This window comes from Nostoc sp. DSM 114159, assembly GCF_053470285.1.
This window is the reverse complement of the sequence record NZ_JBPFEH010000001.1, coordinates 5,298,252-5,319,533: the sequence shown is the minus strand read 5'-3', so window position 1 is coordinate 5,319,533 and position 21,282 is coordinate 5,298,252. Positions and strand designations below refer to the sequence as shown.

17 protein-coding genes are annotated in these 21,282 nt (G+C 40.8%); 9 read left to right on the top strand and 8 right to left on the bottom strand.

What is annotated here, in order from left to right:
* Window positions 1-235 precede the first annotated feature (235 nt).
* The 3 genes from glgB to ACR5KR_RS22035 all read right to left on the bottom strand — a co-directional run bounded on the left by glgB (window position 236) and on the right by ACR5KR_RS22035 (window position 4,058).
* The gene (gene glgB / locus ACR5KR_RS22045) at window positions 236-2,527 is read right to left on the bottom strand and encodes a 1,4-alpha-glucan branching enzyme (protein WP_448268034.1); all 2,292 of its coding nucleotides are present in this window, start codon (window positions 2,525-2,527) and stop codon (window positions 236-238) included.
* 271 nt (window positions 2,528-2,798) lie between these two features.
* A complete protein-coding gene (locus ACR5KR_RS22040; RefSeq protein ID WP_445630504.1) occupies window positions 2,799-3,131 on the bottom strand; it encodes a hypothetical protein in 333 nt (110 codons plus the stop codon).
* Window positions 3,132-3,818: 687 nt separating this feature from the next.
* A complete protein-coding gene (locus ACR5KR_RS22035) occupies window positions 3,819-4,058 on the bottom strand; it encodes a hypothetical protein (RefSeq protein WP_445630505.1) in 240 nt (79 codons plus the stop codon).
* A 488-nt stretch (window positions 4,059-4,546) separates the two neighbouring features.
* Here ACR5KR_RS22035 and ACR5KR_RS22030 point away from each other — a divergent pair, with 488 nt between their 5' ends.
* The 4 genes from ACR5KR_RS22030 to ACR5KR_RS22015 all read left to right on the top strand — a co-directional run bounded on the left by ACR5KR_RS22030 (window position 4,547) and on the right by ACR5KR_RS22015 (window position 9,710).
* A complete protein-coding gene (locus ACR5KR_RS22030) occupies window positions 4,547-5,224 on the top strand; it encodes a hypothetical protein (RefSeq protein ID WP_448268033.1) in 678 nt (225 codons plus the stop codon).
* Window positions 5,225-5,584: 360 nt separating this feature from the next.
* A complete protein-coding gene (locus tag ACR5KR_RS22025; RefSeq protein WP_448268032.1) occupies window positions 5,585-7,423 on the top strand; it encodes a peptidoglycan D,D-transpeptidase FtsI family protein in 1,839 nt (612 codons plus the stop codon).
* A gap of 277 nt (window positions 7,424-7,700) precedes the next feature.
* A complete protein-coding gene (locus ACR5KR_RS22020) occupies window positions 7,701-8,798 on the top strand; it encodes an iron-containing redox enzyme family protein (RefSeq protein ID WP_448268031.1) in 1,098 nt (365 codons plus the stop codon).
* Between the two features lie 216 nt (window positions 8,799-9,014).
* Window positions 9,015-9,710, top strand: coding sequence for an SAM-dependent methyltransferase (locus ACR5KR_RS22015; RefSeq protein ID WP_448268030.1), 696 nt, complete (start codon window positions 9,015-9,017; stop codon window positions 9,708-9,710).
* A gap of 260 nt (window positions 9,711-9,970) precedes the next feature.
* On the opposite strand, the gene ACR5KR_RS22010 is transcribed toward ACR5KR_RS22015, so the two are convergent.
* Together ACR5KR_RS22010 and ACR5KR_RS22005 are read right to left on the bottom strand one after the other, a co-directional pair.
* The gene (locus ACR5KR_RS22010) at window positions 9,971-11,140 is read right to left on the bottom strand and encodes a DUF3466 family protein (RefSeq protein ID WP_448268029.1); all 1,170 of its coding nucleotides are present in this window, start codon (window positions 11,138-11,140) and stop codon (window positions 9,971-9,973) included.
* Between the two features lie 35 nt (window positions 11,141-11,175).
* Window positions 11,176-12,168, bottom strand: a complete 993-nt coding sequence (locus ACR5KR_RS22005; protein ID WP_448268028.1) for a glycerophosphodiester phosphodiesterase — start codon at window positions 12,166-12,168, stop codon at window positions 11,176-11,178.
* A gap of 627 nt (window positions 12,169-12,795) precedes the next feature.
* On the opposite strand from ACR5KR_RS22005, the gene ovoA reads away from it, so the two are divergent.
* A complete protein-coding gene (gene ovoA / locus ACR5KR_RS22000; RefSeq protein WP_448268027.1) occupies window positions 12,796-14,133 on the top strand; it encodes a 5-histidylcysteine sulfoxide synthase in 1,338 nt (445 codons plus the stop codon).
* A gap of 201 nt (window positions 14,134-14,334) precedes the next feature.
* On the opposite strand, the gene ilvC is transcribed toward ovoA, so the two are convergent.
* Both ilvC and ACR5KR_RS21990 read right to left on the bottom strand, forming a co-directional pair.
* Window positions 14,335-15,330, bottom strand: coding sequence for a ketol-acid reductoisomerase (ilvC, locus tag ACR5KR_RS21995; protein ID WP_448268026.1), 996 nt, complete (start codon window positions 15,328-15,330; stop codon window positions 14,335-14,337).
* Between the two features lie 82 nt (window positions 15,331-15,412).
* Window positions 15,413-15,583 carry a hypothetical protein gene (locus tag ACR5KR_RS21990; RefSeq protein ID WP_448268025.1) on the bottom strand — a complete coding sequence of 57 codons (171 nt, stop codon included), beginning with the start codon at window positions 15,581-15,583 and terminating at the stop codon, window positions 15,413-15,415.
* Between the two features lie 309 nt (window positions 15,584-15,892).
* Between ACR5KR_RS21990 and ACR5KR_RS21985 the strand changes: the two genes are divergently transcribed.
* A complete protein-coding gene (locus ACR5KR_RS21985; protein ID WP_448268024.1) occupies window positions 15,893-16,468 on the top strand; it encodes an SMI1/KNR4 family protein in 576 nt (191 codons plus the stop codon).
* Window positions 16,469-16,492: 24 nt separating this feature from the next.
* Here the strand turns inward: ACR5KR_RS21985 and ACR5KR_RS21980 are convergent, their stop codons facing one another.
* The gene (locus ACR5KR_RS21980; RefSeq protein ID WP_448268023.1) at window positions 16,493-17,941 is read right to left on the bottom strand and encodes a HEAT repeat domain-containing protein; all 1,449 of its coding nucleotides are present in this window, start codon (window positions 17,939-17,941) and stop codon (window positions 16,493-16,495) included.
* A gap of 300 nt (window positions 17,942-18,241) precedes the next feature.
* Here ACR5KR_RS21980 and ACR5KR_RS21975 point away from each other — a divergent pair, with 300 nt between their 5' ends.
* The 3 genes from ACR5KR_RS21975 (at window position 18,242) to ACR5KR_RS21965 (ending at window position 21,168) form a co-directional block, all read left to right on the top strand.
* Window positions 18,242-18,454 (top strand): hypothetical protein, encoded by a 213-nt coding sequence (locus tag ACR5KR_RS21975; RefSeq protein WP_448268022.1) that lies wholly within the window; start codon window positions 18,242-18,244, stop codon window positions 18,452-18,454.
* A gap of 191 nt (window positions 18,455-18,645) precedes the next feature.
* Window positions 18,646-19,578: a DUF4349 domain-containing protein gene (locus tag ACR5KR_RS21970; protein ID WP_448268021.1), complete on the top strand. Its 933-nt coding sequence runs from the start codon at window positions 18,646-18,648 to the stop codon at window positions 19,576-19,578.
* Window positions 19,579-19,812: 234 nt separating this feature from the next.
* On the top strand, window positions 19,813-21,168 hold the full coding sequence (locus ACR5KR_RS21965; protein WP_448268020.1) for an NAD(P)/FAD-dependent oxidoreductase: 1,356 nt from the start codon (window positions 19,813-19,815) through the stop codon (window positions 21,166-21,168).
* Window positions 21,169-21,282: the final 114 nt, after the last annotated feature.

Genomic DNA, 21,282 nt, shown 5'->3' with positions numbered 1-21,282 from the left:
TGTCGAACCATACCCCAAACCCAATTCCCCACAAATGCCAAGAAGTCTACCCAATACGGTTCGGATAAGCATTTTTCACAATCGAGTGTGGTCTGGGGAATGGGTTTGGAGGTATTGGGTAAAGGATGTATTCAAAACCAATACCTTTTCCCTTTTCCCTCGCCCCTTATCCCCAGAGGGGACCCCACCTTCCCCTTTAACCGAAGCGTATTGGGGCAGCACCCACCCCACATTTTTATCCAATTACCTCAGCAGTCTTCTTCTTATCCAACTTGAGAATCAACACACCCAAAGGTGGTAAACACAAATCCAGAGAATAAGGACGACTGTGCAAAGACCAATCATCTGTCCATTTACCACCTAAGTTGCCCATATTGCTGCCGCCATACTGACGCGCATCACTATTGAACAACTCCGTATAAAATCCCTTTTGCGGTACACCGATGCGGTAGTGAGAATGGGGTTGCGGTGTAAAATTGCAAACTACGATCGCAAAATCATCAGAATCCTTGTCACGACGCATGAAGGCAACTACACTATGGCGGTTATCGCTACAGTCAATCCACTCAAACCCCGGTTGGGCAAAATCCTGGGTGTACAATACTGGTTCCGAACGGTAGAGATGGTTCAATTCCCGGAAAAACGTTCTTAACTGTTGGTGGGCTTCATGCTGTAATAAATGCCACTCCAAATCATTCCAATCATTCCACTCACTCCACTGCCCAAACTCCATGCTCATAAACATGGTTTTCTTGCCTGGGTGAGCAAACATATAGCTAAATAAACAACGCACATTAGCTAACTTCTGCCATGTATCTCCTGGCATTTTACCGATGATATTGCTCTTGCCATGCACCACTTCATCGTGGGACAGAGCCAGCATGAAGTTTTCGCTGTGGTTGTACCACATACTAAAGGTGATGTTATTTTGGTGGAACTGGCGGAACCACGGGTCCATGCTGAAGTAATCCAGCATATCGTGCATCCAGCCCATATTCCACTTCAAGTTAAAGCCCAGTCCGCCTGTATAGGTTGGCCAAGATACCATTGGCCAAGAAGTGGATTCTTCCGCAATTGAGAGAATACCGGGAAAATAGCTAAAGATAATGTGATTTACCTGACGCAGAAAATCTGCTGCTTCTAGGTTTTCTCTGCCACCGTACTGGTTGGGCAGCCATTCTCCTGGTTCGCGGCAATAGTCGTTGTAGAGCATTGAGGCAACAGCATCAACACGAATCCCGTCAATGTGGTACTTGTCGAACCAGAAGAGGGCATTTGCGGCGAGGAAATTACTAACTTCATGGCGACCGTAGTTAAACACCAAAGTACCCCATCCTTTATGTTCGCCTTTACGGGGGTCAGCGTGTTCGTACAGGTGGCTACCATCAAAGAAAGCTAAACCATGTCCATCTTTGGGGAAGTGACCGGGAACCCAATCTACAATTACCCCTATATCATTTTCGTGACATTTGTCAATGAAATACATGAAATCTTCGGGTCTGCCAAAACGCGAGGTAGGGGCATAGTACCCAGTTACTTGATAACCCCAAGAACCATCAAAGGGATGCTCCGCAATGGGCAGCATTTCTATGTGGGTGTATCCTAATTCTTTGACATAAGGAATGAGTCGGTCAGCCAGTTCCCGATAGGTAAGAAAACGTGCGCCCGGTTTTAATCCAGAAACGACAACTACTGGTTCAGTTTCACCATTGGGAAGTTTCGCTGGTTCTGCACTCGAAGCGTGTAACCAAGAGCCTAAATGTACTTCGTAGACTGAGATGGGCTGAGTTAGCGGGTCAGTACGACGCCGCTTTTCCATCCAGTTTTCATCACTCCAACTATAAGCATCTAAATCAGTGACAATGGATGCTGTTTTCGGGCGAACTTCTTGCTGGAAACCGTAGGGATCGGATTTTTCGTAAATGTGTCCTTCAAAATTTTTGATTTCATATTTGTAAGACTCTCCTACACCAATTTCAGGAATAAACAATTCCCAAACCCCGGTGGGGCCTTTACGCATCTGGTGTTTACGTCCATCCCAAAGGTTGAAGTCTCCCAACAATGAAACGTTGCGAGCGTTAGGCGCCCAAACTGCAAAATAAACGCCTTTAACGCCGCCTATTTCTGTAGGGTGCGCTCCCAGCTTTTCGTATATCCGGTGATGGTTGCCTTCACTAAACAAATGCAGGTCAAAATCTGTCAAGTTGGGAGAACGGAAAGCGTAAGGGTCATAGGTGACACGCTCATGTTCCCCTTCTTTAATCCGTAACTGGTAGTTTGCCAGTTCTGGAGTGTCAATCGTGCATTCAAAAAAGTGGGGATGATGCACTGGTTGCATTGGGTATTCCTTGCGTTGTTCGGGAAGAACCACCCATGCTGCACTTGCATTTGGTAGGTAGGCCCGTACAGCCCAGACAGTTTTGCCGTCTTGCTGTATAGGATGAGAACCTAGTATTTCAAAGGGATCGTTATGCTGATTCCAAACGATGCTGTTAACCTGCTCAGGGGCGATCGTGGTCATGGACATGAAGCTACCTAAGTGAAATAACGTGATTGACTAAATCTACTTTTTTAATATCTATATATATTCTTTACATTTATTTGCAATTTTGTCGCCACCGTTATCCTACATCAGAATGGAGTATTGAGCATGAGGCGTTGGGTATAGGGCATAGGGCATGGGGCATGAGGGAGCAGGTGGTCACTGAGCGTAGCCGAAGTGGGGGCACAGGATCGGAGGAACGGGGGAGAATAACTCTTGACAAATGACAAATGACTAATGACTAATGACGAATTTATCAAAAATTTAAAAATGGAAAAAACTGCAATAAGGTTTTACGTAAGCGAAGCAAGAAAATCTGTTCTCGAATTTTGGGGTCTAGTTTTGGTGGCGGGACTTCTTGCAGCTGGGCTTGCAATTGAATATACTCAGCAGCTGTTAGGGATTTTCCATCAATAGGCGATCGCGCTTCTATAATAATCTTTGTCCGTAATATTTCTTCTGGTGTATCCTCTGGTGGCGGTAATGCTATTGCTGCCGATCTCCAATAGTTACTTAAAAAAATCAAAGTAGCACTAATTACTATTAAGCTGAGTAATTTTATAGATTTTCTCGTTTTAACTCTCCTCATCTCCTGAACTACGTTCACAACGCAGGATGAAAATCTGTTTTTCTTATACCCAAATTTTCCCAATAAAAATCTGGCAATATCAAGGGAGATTACCAAGTCTTTCCTGATACGGAATAGACTACAGGAATGCTCAAGAGCAATTGCCAGCGATCGCGATAAATTTTTTTACCCTCTCACAACTCAGTAGTATAAGTAATTTAAAATGCCAAATGAGAGAAGTCTTTGCCTAACAAAATAGCTTAGATTAACTCAACTCCCTTGGACTGAGAACAACGTTTGAGCGGGCGGGACTTTCAGAAGGACACTTGGTAAAGGACATAACCCTCTTTACCATACTGGTGCTGTTAGCGGTAGCAAGGCGTTTAGCCCGTGCTGAGTTTTGAAGTTGAGTACTCAGTACTTTTGCAGTATAGCAAAAGCCCCGCCCCTCTCTGCGAGACGCTGCGCGAACGTGGGCGGTCTTTTAACTCAGCACTCGGAACTAGGAACTCAGCACTCTTTACCAGTGTCCTCTACTTCCTGCCCTACTTAGTTGAGATTTGAGCAGACTCTCGGCTTTGATAAACCAGCATAAAAATGAGGTTTTTTCGTCAATCCAATTAATTCGAGCGATATTTCGAGCTATGTAGTGAGGAATGCTGTCACTAAGTAGTTCTGGGCGCTATTTAAACTAAAGTTTAAGATGCCTTATTTAGGTTTAGCGGGAGTAGTCGCTGCGGGAGTCGCTGCGGGAGTCGCTGCGGGAGTCGTTGCGGGAGTTGCTGCTGGGGTAGCGGCAGGAGTAGTCTTAACAGCAGGTGCATCAGTTGGTTCACCTGTAGCGGCTGGAGTAGCAGTACCAGCACCATCACCACCACCACCTTCACAGGCCCCAAGAATTGCAGCCAGACTTAACATTAAAGCAAAACCAAAGATTTTTGTTTTCATAACTCCTCTTTCACCAATTGTGGCTAGAACAATTTTTCGCCTGTTGAATACGATACCGTATTTATTGCTTTTTTTAAATTCTGCGAGATTACATACTTAAAAAAAACATTCCTTTGGGGTATTGTTTTTGGAATTACGTATCCTGATTAGTTTCTCTTAACTCAGGAGCAAAACGAAAAATACCAACTTATTTAGCAAACGGAGCTATGATAGCAAAAAATTTTATTTTTTTCACAGAGTATTGCATCTGGCTACCTGACGTTGCCATACTTTAGGTGCGATACCTAAAAGGTAAGCTGTCCAGTTTCTAATCGCTGATTGCAATTGCATATCTAGGCGATGCAAACATTGATACAGCTACCTATCAAAAAAGTTAAAAGGTATAGTCTGTTATGTGTGCTGGTTGCACAGAAGGTGATTTAAACCTTAGCAAAAAAGACAATCAATCTAAAAATGCAGTATTTTCCATCTAAAAAATTTAAAAATTTATGGTAGTTGCTCGTAAATCTACTGTTTCTACAAGGGGTAATTGGTTCCGGCGAGATTCTATCCTTTCTTTAGGAAGGCGACGTTCTGCGCCTATGGAGTCAGCAGCAGGGAGTGCTTCTACACCAGTATCGTCTTCAAGACAACAGCGTTCCTCGAAAAATTTAGCGGTTTCTCCCACAAATAAGGCAGTTATAGCTAAATCGGTGAAAGAGTTGGGTAGACAACAATTACCACTCAACGAACAGTTGAATGCGAACCAAAAGAGTCCGGAGGAAGGTTTTCTTGGGCTTCCCACAATGCCTAATTCTGGAACTGCACCTTTGTGGTTGTTGCGCTTGTATACCTTTCATCGTTATTCGTCAGTTGTGGCGTTCTTGTTAGTAGCATCGACACTTGCTGTTTATGGTTGGACAGTCTATTCTCAAGAGCTTTGGGGTCAGTCATATCGCAGACTGCAAAACCTCCAACGTCACGAACGGCTGCTAACGACAACCAACGCGACGCTGAAAAATAAAATGGCTAATGAAGCAGAACAACCAACAGCAGGGCTGGTATCACCAACTCCTGAAGGGGTGATTTTCTTGCCTCCCGCATCTGGGAGTCCTAAATCAGCATCGCCTAACACAACGCCAAATTCTGAAACCCAAGCGCATACACTCTCGCCACTGGGATATTAATCTCTAAGAGTCATTAGTCATTAGTCATTAGTCATTAGGACTGAGACTTCTGGTTAATCACAAAAGGCAACAGACAAAGCGCAAAGTCGAGCCAGTCACTTGGGCGGGTTCCCCGACTTGTGCGTTAGCGATAGCGAAGTGTAAAGCCTTCTCTACGAGAGGCTGCGCCAACGGCATGGCTTCGCTTAGAGCAAGTCCTCGAGCGTCAGCGGTAGCGACGCAGGAGCGTCACTGGCGTTGAGCGGAGGTTTCCTTCGTTGGCGTAGCCCGCCGCAGGCATCAGACGCCACTTGCTTCAAGCCGGGAGACCCGTCCAACGCAGTGGCTTAACTTTGTAAGAGAGGACAAAGGACGAACCCAATGCAGAAGTCACCAAGCAGAACAAAATTCAGAAAGTTTCAAAATCCAGCATTCACAAGCCAACAAAAGGGTTATAAACGAGGGCTTTTGGGAAAATTAGCCTCTAGTATGCAAGACCAAACATCCAACACTAAGTCCCGACTGTTCATCGTTTGGGGCGTATTAATGGCATCAGGGTTGGGGTTGGCCATTAACTTGTATAATCTCCAAATTGTCAAGGGGCCAAAGTTAACTGAGTATGCACGCAACCAACAAATGGTGAATGTGCGACCTTTTATGCCCCGTCGCCCAGTGGTAGATCGCAATAGCGATCTGTTGGCTATTGACCGCCCTGTATATACTTTGTACGCTCACCCCAAGCTGTTTGATAAATCTAATGAAGAGATGGCAGAGCGACTTGCGCCAATTTTGGCAAAAGATACTGCTGAATTGGTGAAAACTTTTGAAAGCAAAAGAAGCGGAATTATACTTGCGCCAGCCTTACCAGAAGAAATTATCGATCGCGTCATTTCTTTGCGTTTAAATGGCTTGGAGTGGGCTCAAAAATACTCCCGATATTATCCGCCAGATGATTTGGTTGCTGATGTGGTGGGCTACGTGAACATTGACCGCCGCGGTCAAGCTGGTGTGGAATACTCTCAAGAGAAGTTGCTAGAACGTCCTGTGCAAACGGTACGGCTCAGTCGGTCGGGAAATGGGGACTTAATGCCCGATCGCGCGCCCGAAGGTTTTTTGCATTTTGACGATTTGCGATTACAACTGACTATCGATAGCCGTCTGCAACGAATTGCTCGGATTGCGCTCAAACAACAGATGCAGAAGTTTGCCGCCAAACGTGGAGCGGTAATTGTCATGGATGCATTGGATGGTTCCTTACTGGCGCTGGTTTCTCAGCCTACTTATAATCCTAATGAATATGCTAAATCTGATATTTCACTATTTAAAAACTGGACAGTAGCGGATCTTTATGAACCGGGATCGACTTTTAAGCCTTTGAATGTGGCGATCGCTCTGGAAAATGGCATCATCAAACCAGATGATATGTTTAATGATTCCGGTTCGATTCGAGTCGCTAATTACACCATCAAAAATGCCATGAATAATGGTAATGGGCGAATCAGCATCGCTCAGATTTTGCAATATTCTAGCAATATTGGCATGGTGCAAATTATCCAACGTTTAAAGCCTTCAATTTATTACAACTGGTTAGAACGTTTAGGACTAGGACAAAAAGTTGATACAGATTTACCTTTTGAAGTCGGCGGAAGGCTCAAAAGTCAAGAAGAATTTATCGCTTCGCCAATTGAAGCAGCTACTACTTCCTTTGGACAAGGCTTTTCTATGACACCCTTGCAGCTAGTACAAATGCACGGTGCTTTAGCTAATGGCGGTAAATTAGTTACACCCCATGTAGTTCGCGGGTTGATTGATAGCAAAGGGCAGATGCATGATTCACCCACTCATACTATCCCCCGGCAAATTTTCTCAACCGCAACAACTCAAAAGGTTGTGGAAATGATGGAAACTGTTGTTACTCAAGGCAGCGGTAAGCCGGCACAAATTCCGGGATATCGCATTGCTGGTAAAACTGGTACAGCCCAAAAAGCTAGTCCCAATGGCGGATACATCAAAGGGGCGAGAATGACCAGTTTCGTGGCTATTTTACCCGTGGAATCTCCTCGCTATGTAGTGTTTGCACTGGTGGATGAGCCAAAAGGAGAAAGTGCTTATGGTTCTACTGTCGCCGCGCCAATTGTGAAGTCGGTGATCGAAGCACTGATTCCTCTTGAGCAGATTCCGCCTAGTAAAGCGATCGAGCAACAGAAGGGAGTGCCGTAGGGAGTGGCAGGGGGAGCAGGGAGTGAGGGAGTGAGGGAGTGGGGAGACAAGGAGACAAGGGGACAAGGGGACAAGGGGGAATTATTGAACAACTCTCTCCCAAGTCTCCCCCCTCTTCCTTGTCTACCTTGTCTCTTCTCCATGCCCAATGCCCCTTACCTCTGAAACTTAATTTTTCTTTATAACCAGGGAAAGAGGTACAGAAAGCTACTGGTGTGGAAACTTAGATATTAGAGGTGAAAGTAATTTCTCACTTTTCCAAAGTACCGAAGATTCCATGCAAAGCAATTTAGTTATATTTCCTAAGACTGAGGCTGCGAAAAATAGCACGCAAACTAAAGAAAGGACAATTACCAAATACGACCGTGCCCAAGAGCAATTTATAGAACTGCTAGCAATGGAGGATTTGGATCGTCAACTAGATGCAAAACCTTCAATAGCTAGTGACTTTGAACAGGCGCTCTCTATGGCAATTGCGGCTGCTTATGGAAACGATCGCTCTGATGAACAGGCTCACCGTTTTCTCCAACGGATACTTTATCGAATTAATCGGCTAAAGCTGTTTTGGTACGACGATTTGCGGCATTATAACAATGAGCGATCGCTATATTTGCAATCTTGTCGTAACCAAATTGAAGCTGCTTGGCAACAGTGGGAACTAGCACAAATCGATGTGGCTGCACTACAACAACTCGATGTCAAACAAGCTTTAATTGAGCGTGCATCTGCTGATTTAAATCCGCCTTTGTCGGAGAATAGCCGCTACATTCGTGAAGAAATGACTGAAGCTGGTTATCGTCACTTGCTAGCGATCGGTTCCTTTGATGGTTTGGTGGAAGGTAGCCGTCTTTGCTATGTATTGGGTGGTGCTGCTAATGAAGTGCAGTGTACGCTGGTGCGAGTACTACTAGAAGAATACGGCAATGGTCGTTTAGCCCGCAAGCACTCGACTTTTTTTGCTCAAATGCTGGCTGAGTTTGGAATGAACACTGAACCAGAAGGATACTTCGATTTAGTGCCTTGGGAAGTTTTAGCTTGCGATAATCATAACTTTTTGACTACCGATCGCAAACGCTATTTCCTACGTTACAGTGGCGCGTTGACATATTTTGAAGTGGCTGGCCCTGCGGCTTACAAAAACTATCTGGCGGCGGCGCAACGATTGGAACTATCAGAGGCGGCGATGGGTTATTGGGAACTACACATCAAGGAAGATGAACGCCACGGTCGTTGGATGTTAGATGATGTAGCTTTGCCTTTGGCAGAACGATATCCCAATGATGCGTGGGAACTGCTGCTTGGCTATGACCAAGAAAAACAAATGGGCGATCGCGCTGCTCGTGCTGTTGTGCGATTGATACGCGAAGCAGAATAAGCCGCCTTATTTGTATAAGCAATCTAAAAAATCAAAAATAGCAAGTTATTATTAGCCTTTTAATTTGACATCCTTAAATCATTTTATTGCTAATTCACTTGTGCTTAGATTTCTTTAGCAATCCTTTGCTAAAGGAAAAGTTTTTTTGCCTGAATACAAGGTAACAAACAACCACCTATTACATTGATTATACCTTACACCTGGAAATTAAATCAAATGAAAGATATCTTTTTTTGTCCTGAAGAATCTAATTTCTACTCAAATTGTTTAGAAAGCTTTGTGATCAGAAATTGTAAAAATTCTGAATCTATTGTAGAGTTTGGTTCAGGAGATGGCAGCCCTGTAATTAATTCCTTATTGAGAAACAAATTTAATGGAGTCATCCAGGGATTTGAATTAAATACTTCTGCATGGAAAGTCGCAAATTCAACCATCGATGAATACAATCTTACTAATAAATACATTATCCACAACTCTTCTTTGTTTAATTCTTCTCAACCCGATGCTGAGTATCTTGTAGCCAATCCACCCTATCTACCCGCACCAGATAACGACATTTATATGCCGCTTCTGTTTGGGGGTGTAGATGGAGCCACAGTTACCAACGAGCTTTTATCGTTAGGTTATGAAAATGTATTGGTTTTAATATCTAGCTTTTCTAATCCAATCAATACGTTGAACATCGCAAAACAAAATGGTTATTATGTTCAAAACTTCATGGTTTTACCTTTAAAGTTCGGCTACTATAGCTCTGACCCAAAAGTGAAGAAGCACATCGAAAAACTCCAAAAAAATCAGATGGCATTTTATTCTGGCGATTATTATTTTTTAGCTGGAGTTTTATTTAAAAAATCTCAGGAGTCTGTAATTGATTTATCTAATCAATTAGCTCAGGTGATGACTAGTTTGTGAAAATAAAGAACAACTTAAGTGATGCTATCCCTTGCTTAAAGTACAGATGTGTCTCGAAGCGTGGCTTAGAGACATATCCTTAAAGATTTTCAACCAGCATTTTTATAAATCCATATTCCCAAGTAATCATTTTGTCTGCCTGAAGTTATTGCATTAACTTCTTTGTTATATAGGACTCGTATTTGATTGCGTGAAAAAACTCAGTACACATTTATTCCTTCTTCCCTATTCCCTATTCCCTATTCCCTATTCCCTATTCCCTATTCCCTGTTCCCTATTCCCTGTTCCCTATTCCCTAGCTTAAGTGCTGCAAATAAAATTACACCAGCGCCGAACGACAAAATAGGAACACCTGAAGTTGGTTCAGCTACAGAGATAGATGAGATTGGCGTCAAGAGGAAGGCGTGTAATTCACCATTAACTGCACCACGACCGACAATTTGTCCCTTATTATTAATGGCAGATGCCGCTGTTAAGGTAAAGCCACCCTCTGAGCCAGGAGCAATCAGGTTATTTAAGTCGTACATAGTGTTATCACTATAAAGAAAAGCCCGTAAACCATTGCCGTCTGCGGCAAAAAAGTTATTGTTAGTACCAGAAAACCCGACTACTTGACCTAAATTATTGATCCCCAAACCAGTACTAAACAAATCTGTAGGACGTAACCTACCGAGGTCTTGGAGTCCCGTGCTGGAACTATACAGAAAAGCACGAGTATCATTTACGCCAGTGAGTCCCGAACTACCAACTACTTGTCCTGAGTCATTAATATCATTTGCTTGACTGTACCTGTCACCAGGGAGGGTACCGAGATTAGTGATTACACCCTTGTCGGATAAAAAGGCTCGGCCGGAAGAACCGAAAATGCCAACTACCTGACTTAGATTATTTATGCCATAGGCAACATAATTTTCTTTTAAGTTATTGTTAATAATAGTCGTCGTACCATTGCTGTATAGGAAAGCGGCTCCGTTGGGAAAGGCAAGTTTTGGGAATATACCGCCACCAGTTGTACCGCCAACTACCTCACCTGAGTCATTGATGGCATAAGGAATGCCTTTAAGACCAGTATTTTGCGTTATTCCATCACTGTAAATAAAGACGTTATTATCACCGTCGGTCTTACCGATGGAATTACCAACTACTTGCCCCAAGTTATTGATACCACTTACTGCAAGTACATTATCGCCAGGTAACGGACTAATTTTTTTGACCGAACCATTACTGTAAAAAAAAGAACTGTCCAAAGAATTAATCGCTACTTCACCTGAGTCATTAATGTCTGTAGCATAACTGTAGGCTTTTCCTGCAAGATTACCTAAGTCAGTAACTGAGTATAAAGATACCGCCAATGCCGACTTAGATCCAGTCAGACTGATTGCGGTGAAAGTTATTGCTGTTATACAGGATTTCCACTTAAGTAAAACCATGTTATCTTGCCGTGATTTTCTATTCCCTTACCAAATTACCACTGAAGAGTACGGTGGCAAGCTGCCGTATCTGGGTAATCGCTAAATACGCCATCAACACCTAAGCTGAAAAATAGTTCATATTCACCTTGAGGATTTCCTTGAAAATCCAATGGCAAAAAACAGTTTTCATTGCGGAAAGTCCAGACATGAACCAGCAAACCAGCCGCATGAGCATCTATCACCAATGATGTAGGCGAACGCAATTTACCATTGTTGTCTCTAGGAACCAGTAAATTTTTGTGAATCCCAATCGCTTGTGCATATTTGGCAATTTCTGCTAAACCTGATGCTGTGACTAAATCTGCATAAGTGCGTTCGCAGCCGCTAACGACAAAATCATAAGGTTTACCACTGTTATTCAGCAATTGCACTAGAGGTAAATCAGTCTTTGTGGATAAATCTTGTAAATTACCGACTTCAAAAGACTGGATAAAAACAGGTGCGTTAGCTCCCTGATAACCGTTGGCTGTTAAAGTTGCAAGTAGGGGTGCTTCTAAGGCTAACCCAATAGATTGAAAGTAAGTTGGGTGCTTCGTTTCTGGGTAAATGCCAATCGTCCGATTAATTTCGCCACTTTTAACCTTGACTAAATTGATGATTTCTTGCAGCGTGGGAATTTCTAAAAGTCCATCATAAGTGGTATTTTGCGATCGCAGTTGGGGAATTCGCTCTTTAGCTCGTAGTGTTTTCAATTCTTTTAAGGTAAAGTCTTCAGTAAACCAGCCAGTTTTTGATTCGCCATCAATTATTTTAGTGGTTTGCAGGTGAGCAAATTCTGTATGAATTGCAACGTCGGTGGTTTCAGAAATTTCATTTTCGTGACGAGCAATTAAAATACCATCTTTAGTGGAAACTAAATCAGGTTCGATATAATCAGCCCCAAGTGCGATCGCTAATTCATAAGCAGCTAAAGTATGTTCTGGACGATAGCCGCTAGCACCTCGGTGTGCAATAATAATTGGAGATGTATCTTGCATTGTAGTCATTACTTTACCCACCTGAGTAGGACGATGCAAACAATTAAAGGTTTGTAGTGAGGGCTTCACTACTCAACTTACAATTATTTTTCCCTTAATTTTAAATAAGTTAAGACAAATAAAACCCTCTTTAGAGAGTTGTAATTTTTCATTGGTAATAAATAGTTTTCAAGAGTCTTTATATTTAATCATATATAACAGAATTCAAAAGTAAAATAGCCTTTATTTCTAACTTTGAGACGAATAGTGTGTACTACACTTACCCGCAATCTGCTGTAGTTATATTGATTACCACTGAATGATTTCTTGGCTGAGAGTTTAATTATTCAACAAGTATTAAATTATTCAAAACCCTAGATTTACTACACTAAATCGATGCAGTTTTAGTACTATTTAAAAAACTAATATTAAATAATAAGTATTGCTATTAAATAATAAATCTGTCATATTTAAGAATCTTATTGATTTCTGCTTAAATCCTATTGTGTCTAACACATCCGATAAGATTAGTATTTTTTTTCAAAAAACTTAGTACATATTGTTTTTTTTTGTATTTTTTACTTATGCAAGTAAATTCAGGAATAAAATCGGAATTATAAATAATTTGTTTTATTGTTCATTAATAGGAATTAGACCATGAATAGTCTACAATCTGCTAAACCTCCAAAACTTGATAGTTGTAATAACCAAGCGATCCTCAATTACTTTGAGAATGCTTGGCAACTGGAAGATATATTATTGAAAAGTCTAGTTGGGGAAGAGACATTTTATCTCAATCCTGACCCTTTGAGAAATCCTCTAATTTTTTATCTGGGACATTCGGCTGTTTTCTACATCAATAAATTAATTCAGGTAGGGTTATTAGAAAAACGCCTCAATCCAGAGTATGAGATTTTGTTTGAAATTGGAGTAGATCCAGAAAAACCAGAAGAGTTGAATGCAGCGATCGCTCATCTGGAATGGCCGCAAGTTGCACAAACTTGGGAGTATCGAGAACAAGCATATTCTGTAATTTCTGAACTAATTAAAACCATCCCAATTACTTTGCCAATTCATCCCAATCATCCTCTTTGGGCTTTAATGATGGGGATTGAACACCAGCGTATTCACATTGAAACTTCTTCGATGTTAATTCGTCAACTACCAATTGAGAGAGTGAAATGTCCTCAAAATTGGCAATATGCTCCTTTTAATGGTTACACTCCTCAGAACGAAACGATCGAAGTTGCTGGTGGGGTAGTAAAACTTGGTAAAGCTTTAGATGATTCAACTTATGGATGGGATATTGATTATGGCGATCGCACTGTTGAAGTTGCACCCTTTTTAGCCAGCAAATATCTGATTACCAATGCCGATTTTATTTATTTTGTAAAAGCTGGTGGCTACAAAAATCAAGAATATTGGGATGAAGAATCTTGGAATTGGAAAACTCGATACGGTATTCAAAGTCCCAAATTTTGGTTACATGAAAATGGTAGCTACAAATATCGAGCTATGTTTGATGAAATCGACTTACCCCTAGATTGGCCTGTGGAAGTCAATCATTATGAAGCAATGGCTTATTGTCGTTGGCAAGGGAAAAATACTCGCTTAATGAGTGAAGCAGAATACCATTTAGCAACTTATGGTAATAGTTTATTAGATGATGTAGAAAATTATAATCTCAATTTCAAATTTGGCTCCCCTAGTCCTGTTGGGATGTTAGAAACAGCCAAAAGTTCTTCGGGATTGTATGATTTACGTGGGAATGTTTGGGAATGGTTGAGTAATAACTTAAACCCGCTTCCAGGATATCAGCCTCATTTTCTTTATGAAGATAATTCTGCGATATTTTTTGATGATAAACATCAAATGATGTTAGGAGGATGTTGGATAACTAATGGTACAGAAGCTTTAAAATATTATCGCAACTGGTTCCGTCCAAATTTTTATCAGCACGCTGGTTTTCGGATTGTTCAAGATGTCAAAGATTAACAGAATATGCCTCAGTCACATACTATAGCGGTTTGCAGTTGAGTCCAATACAGACCTAACCCCCAACCCCTTCCCTACTAGGGAAGGGGAGTAAGATTCAAAACCTCTATCCTCTTAGGAGAGAGGAATGGAAGTGAGGTCAAAACTGTGCTGCTTCTAAGCAATTGTGTATTTAAACTAGTGAAACCACAACTTAAGTGCTTAAGCTTTTTTCAACCAGCTAAACATAGCCCGTAAATCTTTACCAACTTCCTCAATTTTGTGTTCAGCTTCTTTACGACGCATGGCGGTAAATCCTGGTTTACCAGATTGGTTTTCCAGAACAAATTCTCGTGCAAATTGCCCAGATTGAATTTCGCCCAGAATCTTCTGCATTTCAGTTTTGGTTTGTTCGGTGACAATTCGCGGGCCACGGGTATAATCGCCATATTCAGCCGTATTAGAAATACTGTCGCGCATTTTGGCTAAACCGCCTTCTACAACCAAGTCAACAATCAGCTTGACTTCATGCAGACATTCAAAATAAGCCAATTCTGGTTGATAACCAGCTTCTACCAAAGTTTCAAATCCGGCTTTGATTAAAGCACTCAAACCACCGCACAATACTGCTTGTTCGCCAAATAAATCGGTTTCAGTTTCTTCACGGAAAGTAGTTTCCAGAACACCGGCACGAGTACCACCGATACCTTTAGCATAAGACATAGCGCGATCGCGTGCCTGACCACTGGCATCTTGATAAACTGCAAACAGCGCTGGTACGCCTTCCCCACCTTCATAAGTCCGCCGTACCAAATGCCCCGGCCCTTTTGGTGCAACCATCACCACATCGACGTTAGCCGGTGGTACAACTTGCCCAAAGTGAATATTGAAGCCGTGGGCAAAAGCTAAGACATTCCCTTCTTCTAGATTGGGTTCAATCTCGTTTTTGTAAATCGTTTTTTGGACTTCATCAGGTAACAAAATCATGATGAAATCAGCAGCATTGGCGGCATCGGCAACATTTTTCACAGTTAACCCAGCTGCTTCAGCTTTTGCAACTGACTTACTACCCGGATATAGTCCCACAATCACATTCAAACCACTATCTTTGAGATTGAGAGCGTGGGCATGACCTTGGGAACCATAGCCAATGATAGCAATAGTTTTTCCAGCCAAAAGGTCTAAATTGGCATCTTCGTCATAATACATCCGGGCCATAGAAGCATCTCCTGTCAGCAAGCATCATCATTTCTTGGCAGGCTTACGATTGTACCCCAAATTGAGTAACACAGATGAACTGTTAACGAGAAAAAGGCCAAGTTGATGAGCGATACTGCAATGGTGGCGATCGCCTGACCGACAAAGAATGGTCGATTATCCTCAACAAAACCATCAACTGTAACGGTGCTGAACTAGCACGAATGGTAGAAAAAGCGGCGCGTGCATATTTCATGTGGGGAAGGAAATTCATATTGGTTTTATTATTTCCTTACCCAAGAGTAGAGCATATACTCTTCACGCTTCAAGCCACCCTGATGTAAGAAAGGGCACTTAAGCAACGGCTCTAAAGTAAAGGCTGGCAATCACTTATGGTAAAGGTTTAGGGCTGCCAATACCTTGCAACTTACTTCTTGCGCGGGAGGAATGCGATTTTGTGTTATGTTTATGTTTATTACTGTTTAATAATATGATTGTTGCATATTGCTTAAACTAAATAGTTACTAATAGTTTAAGTAATTTTGTAAAACTATTAATCAAATAAAATATTACAGATAAAGTTATGATAGATTTTGATTGGAAAAGCTATATCAAGCAATGGAGTCGAAAGCATATTGAAGCACTTGATGAAATACAAAAATTAGAGTTACCACCAGAAGTTATTGAATCTGGTTACTTAGGTTACTCAGGAGCAGCCGATGACCAAATTGCTTCAACAGAAGCTCGATTAGGGGTAAGTTTACCCCCATCTTATCGAGATTTTATCAAAACTAGTAATGGGTTGTGTTCTACTTGGAAGTACGGCATAAAATTTTATTCAACAGAAGAAGTTGATTGGTTTGCTGCCAGAAATCAGGAATGGATAGATATTTGGACATCTGACATTGAAGAAACTCCATCTATACCAAATGAGCAATATTTCGTGTATGGAGAAGAGCAAGACTGTATTAATATTCGCAGTGAATATATGCAAACTGCCTTACAAATTAGTAGTGACTGTGATGGTTATATTTATTTATTAAATCCTCTGGTAATTACGCCCGATGGAGAGTGGGAAGCTTGGGATTTTGGTAATAAACTACCAGGGGCTTTTAGATATCGTTCCTTTCAGGAAATGATGATGTCTATATTAAAATAATTTAGATGTTACTAGAAAGCTATATTAGTTTAAACTAATTTCTTCTAATAAATCTGAAACAAATTGCCGAGTTTCATCATCTTGGCTAAGTTCTAAAATATCTCTTATAGTAGCAATAGCATTTAGATTACCCACACCAATTTTTACTAAAACATTAATTGTTTGCCAGAATACAGTAGGTTTTTTATCAACACTTTCTAAAAGTTCAATTAAAGTATTTATAGCATCTTCGTTTCCTATAGCAATTTGACTAATACTGTTAGTAGCTAAGTACCAGATATCGTCATCATTGTAAGTGCGTAATAAATGGAGTAGAGCGTTTATTGCATCTGAATTACTAATAGCAATTTTTCCTAAATCGCTGGCTATAGAGCGACATTCCTCTAAGTTTTTGCTTGTATATGCCAAGTTAATTAACGTATCAAGTACCTTCGGATTATCAGCACCTACCATTCTTAAACTACCGATAATATAGACGCGGGTTAGCCAGTCTTTTTTTGTATCAAGTAGTTCGATTAAAGCCGTAATAGCATCAGTATTACCTAATCCAACTGTTCTTAAACTATAAATTAATGATCTTAACATTTTTGCGTCTTGAGTATTACGTAATAAGCGAATGAGAGCATTAATAGCTTCTAAATTACCAACACTAACATTACCTAAATTACTAATAGCAGCCCGACGTTCATCTTCAGTTTGTCCATTCTCAGCTATTTGAATAATATTGCTGATACTAAGCTGATTATTAGGATGAATTTTTTCTAAAGTTTGAGCAATTGAATTCTTAATAATTTCATCTAAATTATGATCTTGTAAGATATTACTTAGTACATTAATAGCATCTACATTGCCAATAGCAGCTTTGCTTAAAATCCGAAGTATACGAATTTTTATATCATTGTTTGCTTGTTTTTGTAATAGATTAAGTAAGTCTTTAATAGTTTCTTGAGTACCGCTATCAATTTTACTTAAACTTTCAATAGCTTTCTGACAAGTGTACAAAACTTGACTATTATCTATTAAATAAATTAAAGTTTTACTTGCTTGTTGATTATCTTTACCAATCCGCCCCAGAATATAAGCTATAGCTTGACGAGTCACTTCATCTTTAGAACTTTGTGCCAAATTATCCAAAGCGGCAATAACCTGTTGATTGCTGGCAGCAATTTTCGCTAAACTTTGAGCTGCTATTCTTCGAGTAGGTATGCGTGATGTGCTTAATAGGCTAATCAAAGTTTGAATAACATCATGATTGCCATTGCCAATTTTACCTAAACTCTCAATTGCTATCCAACGTGTTGGTTCATCTGGTGTTGTACACACTAATTGAATTAAGGCAGTTATACTATCTGAATTATTATTACCAGTAAATCCAAGACCTTCAGCAGCTTGTTTAATAACTGTCTTATCCTGACTTGTGTATAATTGTTGAATTAAAAAATGTATATCATTTTGTTCTTGGTCGTTGCTCATTAAGGTTCTCAAATTATTTAAATAAGCGATATTTTAGCCTTTGCTATCAGCTACAGGCAAGTTATTAGCAAAAATAAGTCCTTCATTTTTTAAATCATATCTGAGGGCAAGCTACAAGCACCCTCGTCTTCAAGAATTACTGCTAGTTGACGAGACATAGCTTTCTAACTATCTTTAATACTTAAATTTAGTTTTCCCAATAACGGGTAAAGCACTCCCTTTGAAGTTGGCTTTCATGGCAAAGTAATTTTTATCACAACGGATGCGATAGAAGAAGGTATTCAGGAATATGCCTCAAGTATGTACGATCGCACAGGTGGTATAGAGATTGTGGTTTTGGATTGTATCAGCTTTGTGCGTTACTTTCTGCATTTGTTCCATAGGCTACGATCGCAATTTTTATCAGCCTATCAACAGCTAGTGCTAACAGAACCAGACAGTGCCGTTAGCCAACCTTTAAAAGAAGCTTTTTTAGCATTGAGACAGGCTGCTGAAAGCGCCAGAGAATTTTGATCGACAAGATACAGTAGGGGATTCTGAATTGGTATAAAGGCAAATTTACAAGCAGCGATCGCAGATCCAACTTGTTTTCAAAATCAAACAATATAAAAATGACAAACCCTGTTACATAAATTGCAACAATACAGGCTTTGAGTTCTTATTCAGTAATACTAGGGTTAACTTCATCTATCTAGGGGTAGATTATGTATACTGCAACGAAATTACCGCGCACATCTGCTTTATTTATAAGTGCGTTATTGGGAGGGATGATTTTCACTAGTTGCGCCTCTTCCCAACAGACAGCAAGTAAGTCTGCACCTCAATCTGCACCTCAAATTGCAGCTAATGACGGAGTAAATCAATTAAGTGCCCGTGAAAACAATATTTCCCAAAAGGCGGAAGCTGCACCAATAGCGCGTTCTCGTCCCCAACTGATCAAAAAGGCAGCAATTTCTTTGACTGTCAACTCTGTAGATAAGACTATTGATGCTGTTTCGCAAATTATCAATCAACAGCAAGGAGATTTAATCGGGTTGAAACAACAACAACCCAAAAACGACAACCCGCGTTACACAGCAACAATCCAATTGCGGATACCACAGGATCGGCTAGAACCTACTTTAGAGCAACTAGCTAAATTGGGCACTGTAAATAGTCGTAATATCACTGCTGAAGATGTAGGCGATCGCCTCGTAGATTTCCAAGCCAGATTAACTAATTTGCAAAAAACTGAAGCCAATTTGCAAAAAATTATGGATCGGGCTGGTTCTATTAGAGATGTGCTTAGTGTTTCTCAAGAACTGAGTAATGTCCGGCAAACCATAGAACAAATTGATGCCCAACTGAAAAACCTCAAAAATCAAGTTGCTTATTCCACGATTACGCTGAACCTAGAAGCAGCAGTTTCTAGTACCAGCCCTCAACCTGCCTTGGGTTTGCAAGTTAAGGAAACTTGGAATAACTCTACCCATTCTTTGAGTGCATTTTCCGTTGGCTTACTTAAACTGGGTATTTGGTTAATTGTTTACAGCCCCTATTTGTTAATTTTTGTTGCTGTTGTCTATGGCTTTAGGCGTTGGCGGCGAACTCATTCACCACGTTTGACACAAACACCAGAGTCAACTATTTCTGACTAAACTTGCATAAATTCTACATTTACCTCTGATAAATCTACATAGATAAACAAAAATTGAAAGATTTCAAACTCTTATTGTCTGTACCTTTCTCTTAAACAATTTTGTTTATCCTGTAATCTCGATTACTTTAATACTTTTTCAAATGTAAAGAGCAATACAAAATATATGATGACAATTTTGATACAAATCTGTTAAGAATAGTTACAATAGTCGGCATACACGATAATATTTCTTATGGTAAATTCACTTGACAATAATCCACCCCATAAAGTAGTAATCGTTGGCGGTGGTTTTGGTGGACTTTATGCAGCAAAAACACTCGCCAAAGCGGCAGTAAACGTTACTCTGATTGATAAACGTAACTTTCATCTATTTCAACCCCTTTTATATCAAGTCGCCACAGGTGCGCTATCTCCGGCTGATATCTCCTCACCGTTGCGTTCTGTTCTCAGCAAGAGCAAGAATACAAAAGTGCTGCTGGGAGAGGTGAATAACATCGAGCCAGAAGCGCAAAAAGTGATTGTGGGTGACGAAGCAATACCTTACGATACGTTAATTGTCGCCACAGGTGCGAAGCATTCCTACTTTGGCAAAGACAACTGGGAAGAATTTGCTCCCGGCTTGAAAACTGTAGAAGATGCGATAGAAATGCGTAGCCGGATTTTTTCAGCCTTTGAAGCCGCAGAAAAAGAAACCGATCCAGAAAAACGCCGTGCTTTGTTAACTTTTGTAATTGTGGGTGGTGGCCCAACTGGTGTAGAGTTAGCTGGTGCGATCGCCGAATTAGCAAATCAAACTCTCAAAGATGATTTCCGCAACATCGACACCTCAGAAGCCAAGATTTTACTATTAGAAGGTTTAGATCGGATTTTGCCACCCTTTGCACCAGAGTTATCACAAGAAGCGGAAGCATCACTGACGCGCTTGGGTGTGGTTGTGCAGACAAAAACATTGGTAACGAATATTGAAAATGATATTGTTACCCTCAAACAAGGCGATGAAGTTAAAGAAATTGCCTCAAAAACGGTATTATGGGCGGCAGGTGTGAAAGCTTCCGCAATGGGAAAAGTTCTAGCAGAACGCACAGGTGCAGAATGCGATCGCGCTGGACGGATTATCGTTGAACCTGACTTGAGTATTAAGGGACATCCGAATATTTTTGTAGTTGGCGATTTAGCAAATTTCTCTCATCAAAATGGTAAACCCCTACCTGGTGTTGCACCTGTAGCGAAGCAAGAAGGTGAATATGTAGCAGCATTAGTCCAAAACAGGCTTGCAGGTAAAAATTTACCACCCTTTGCTTATACCGATCATGGTAGTTTAGCGATGATTGGGCACAATTCTGCTGTGGTAGATTTGGGCTTTACCAAGCTGAAAGGTTTCGTTGCATGGCTGTTTTGGCTATTTATTCACATCTACTTCTTAATTGAATTTAACAACAAATTAGTAGTAATGATTCAGTGGGCATGGAGCTATTTCACCCGTAATCGTGGAGCAAGATTGATTACAGGAAAAGAAACCATCACGGAATTTGTAATTAGCGATCGCAACAGTTATTCAGCCGATAATAAACAGCCGGTAAATGTCTAATTGGGAAGAGGTGACAGGTAACAGGTAACAGGTGATAGGGAATAATCTGTACCCTGTAACCTTTACCCTATTCCCTTCTTCACTCCCCATAACAAAGTTATCGCCCTCATAAAT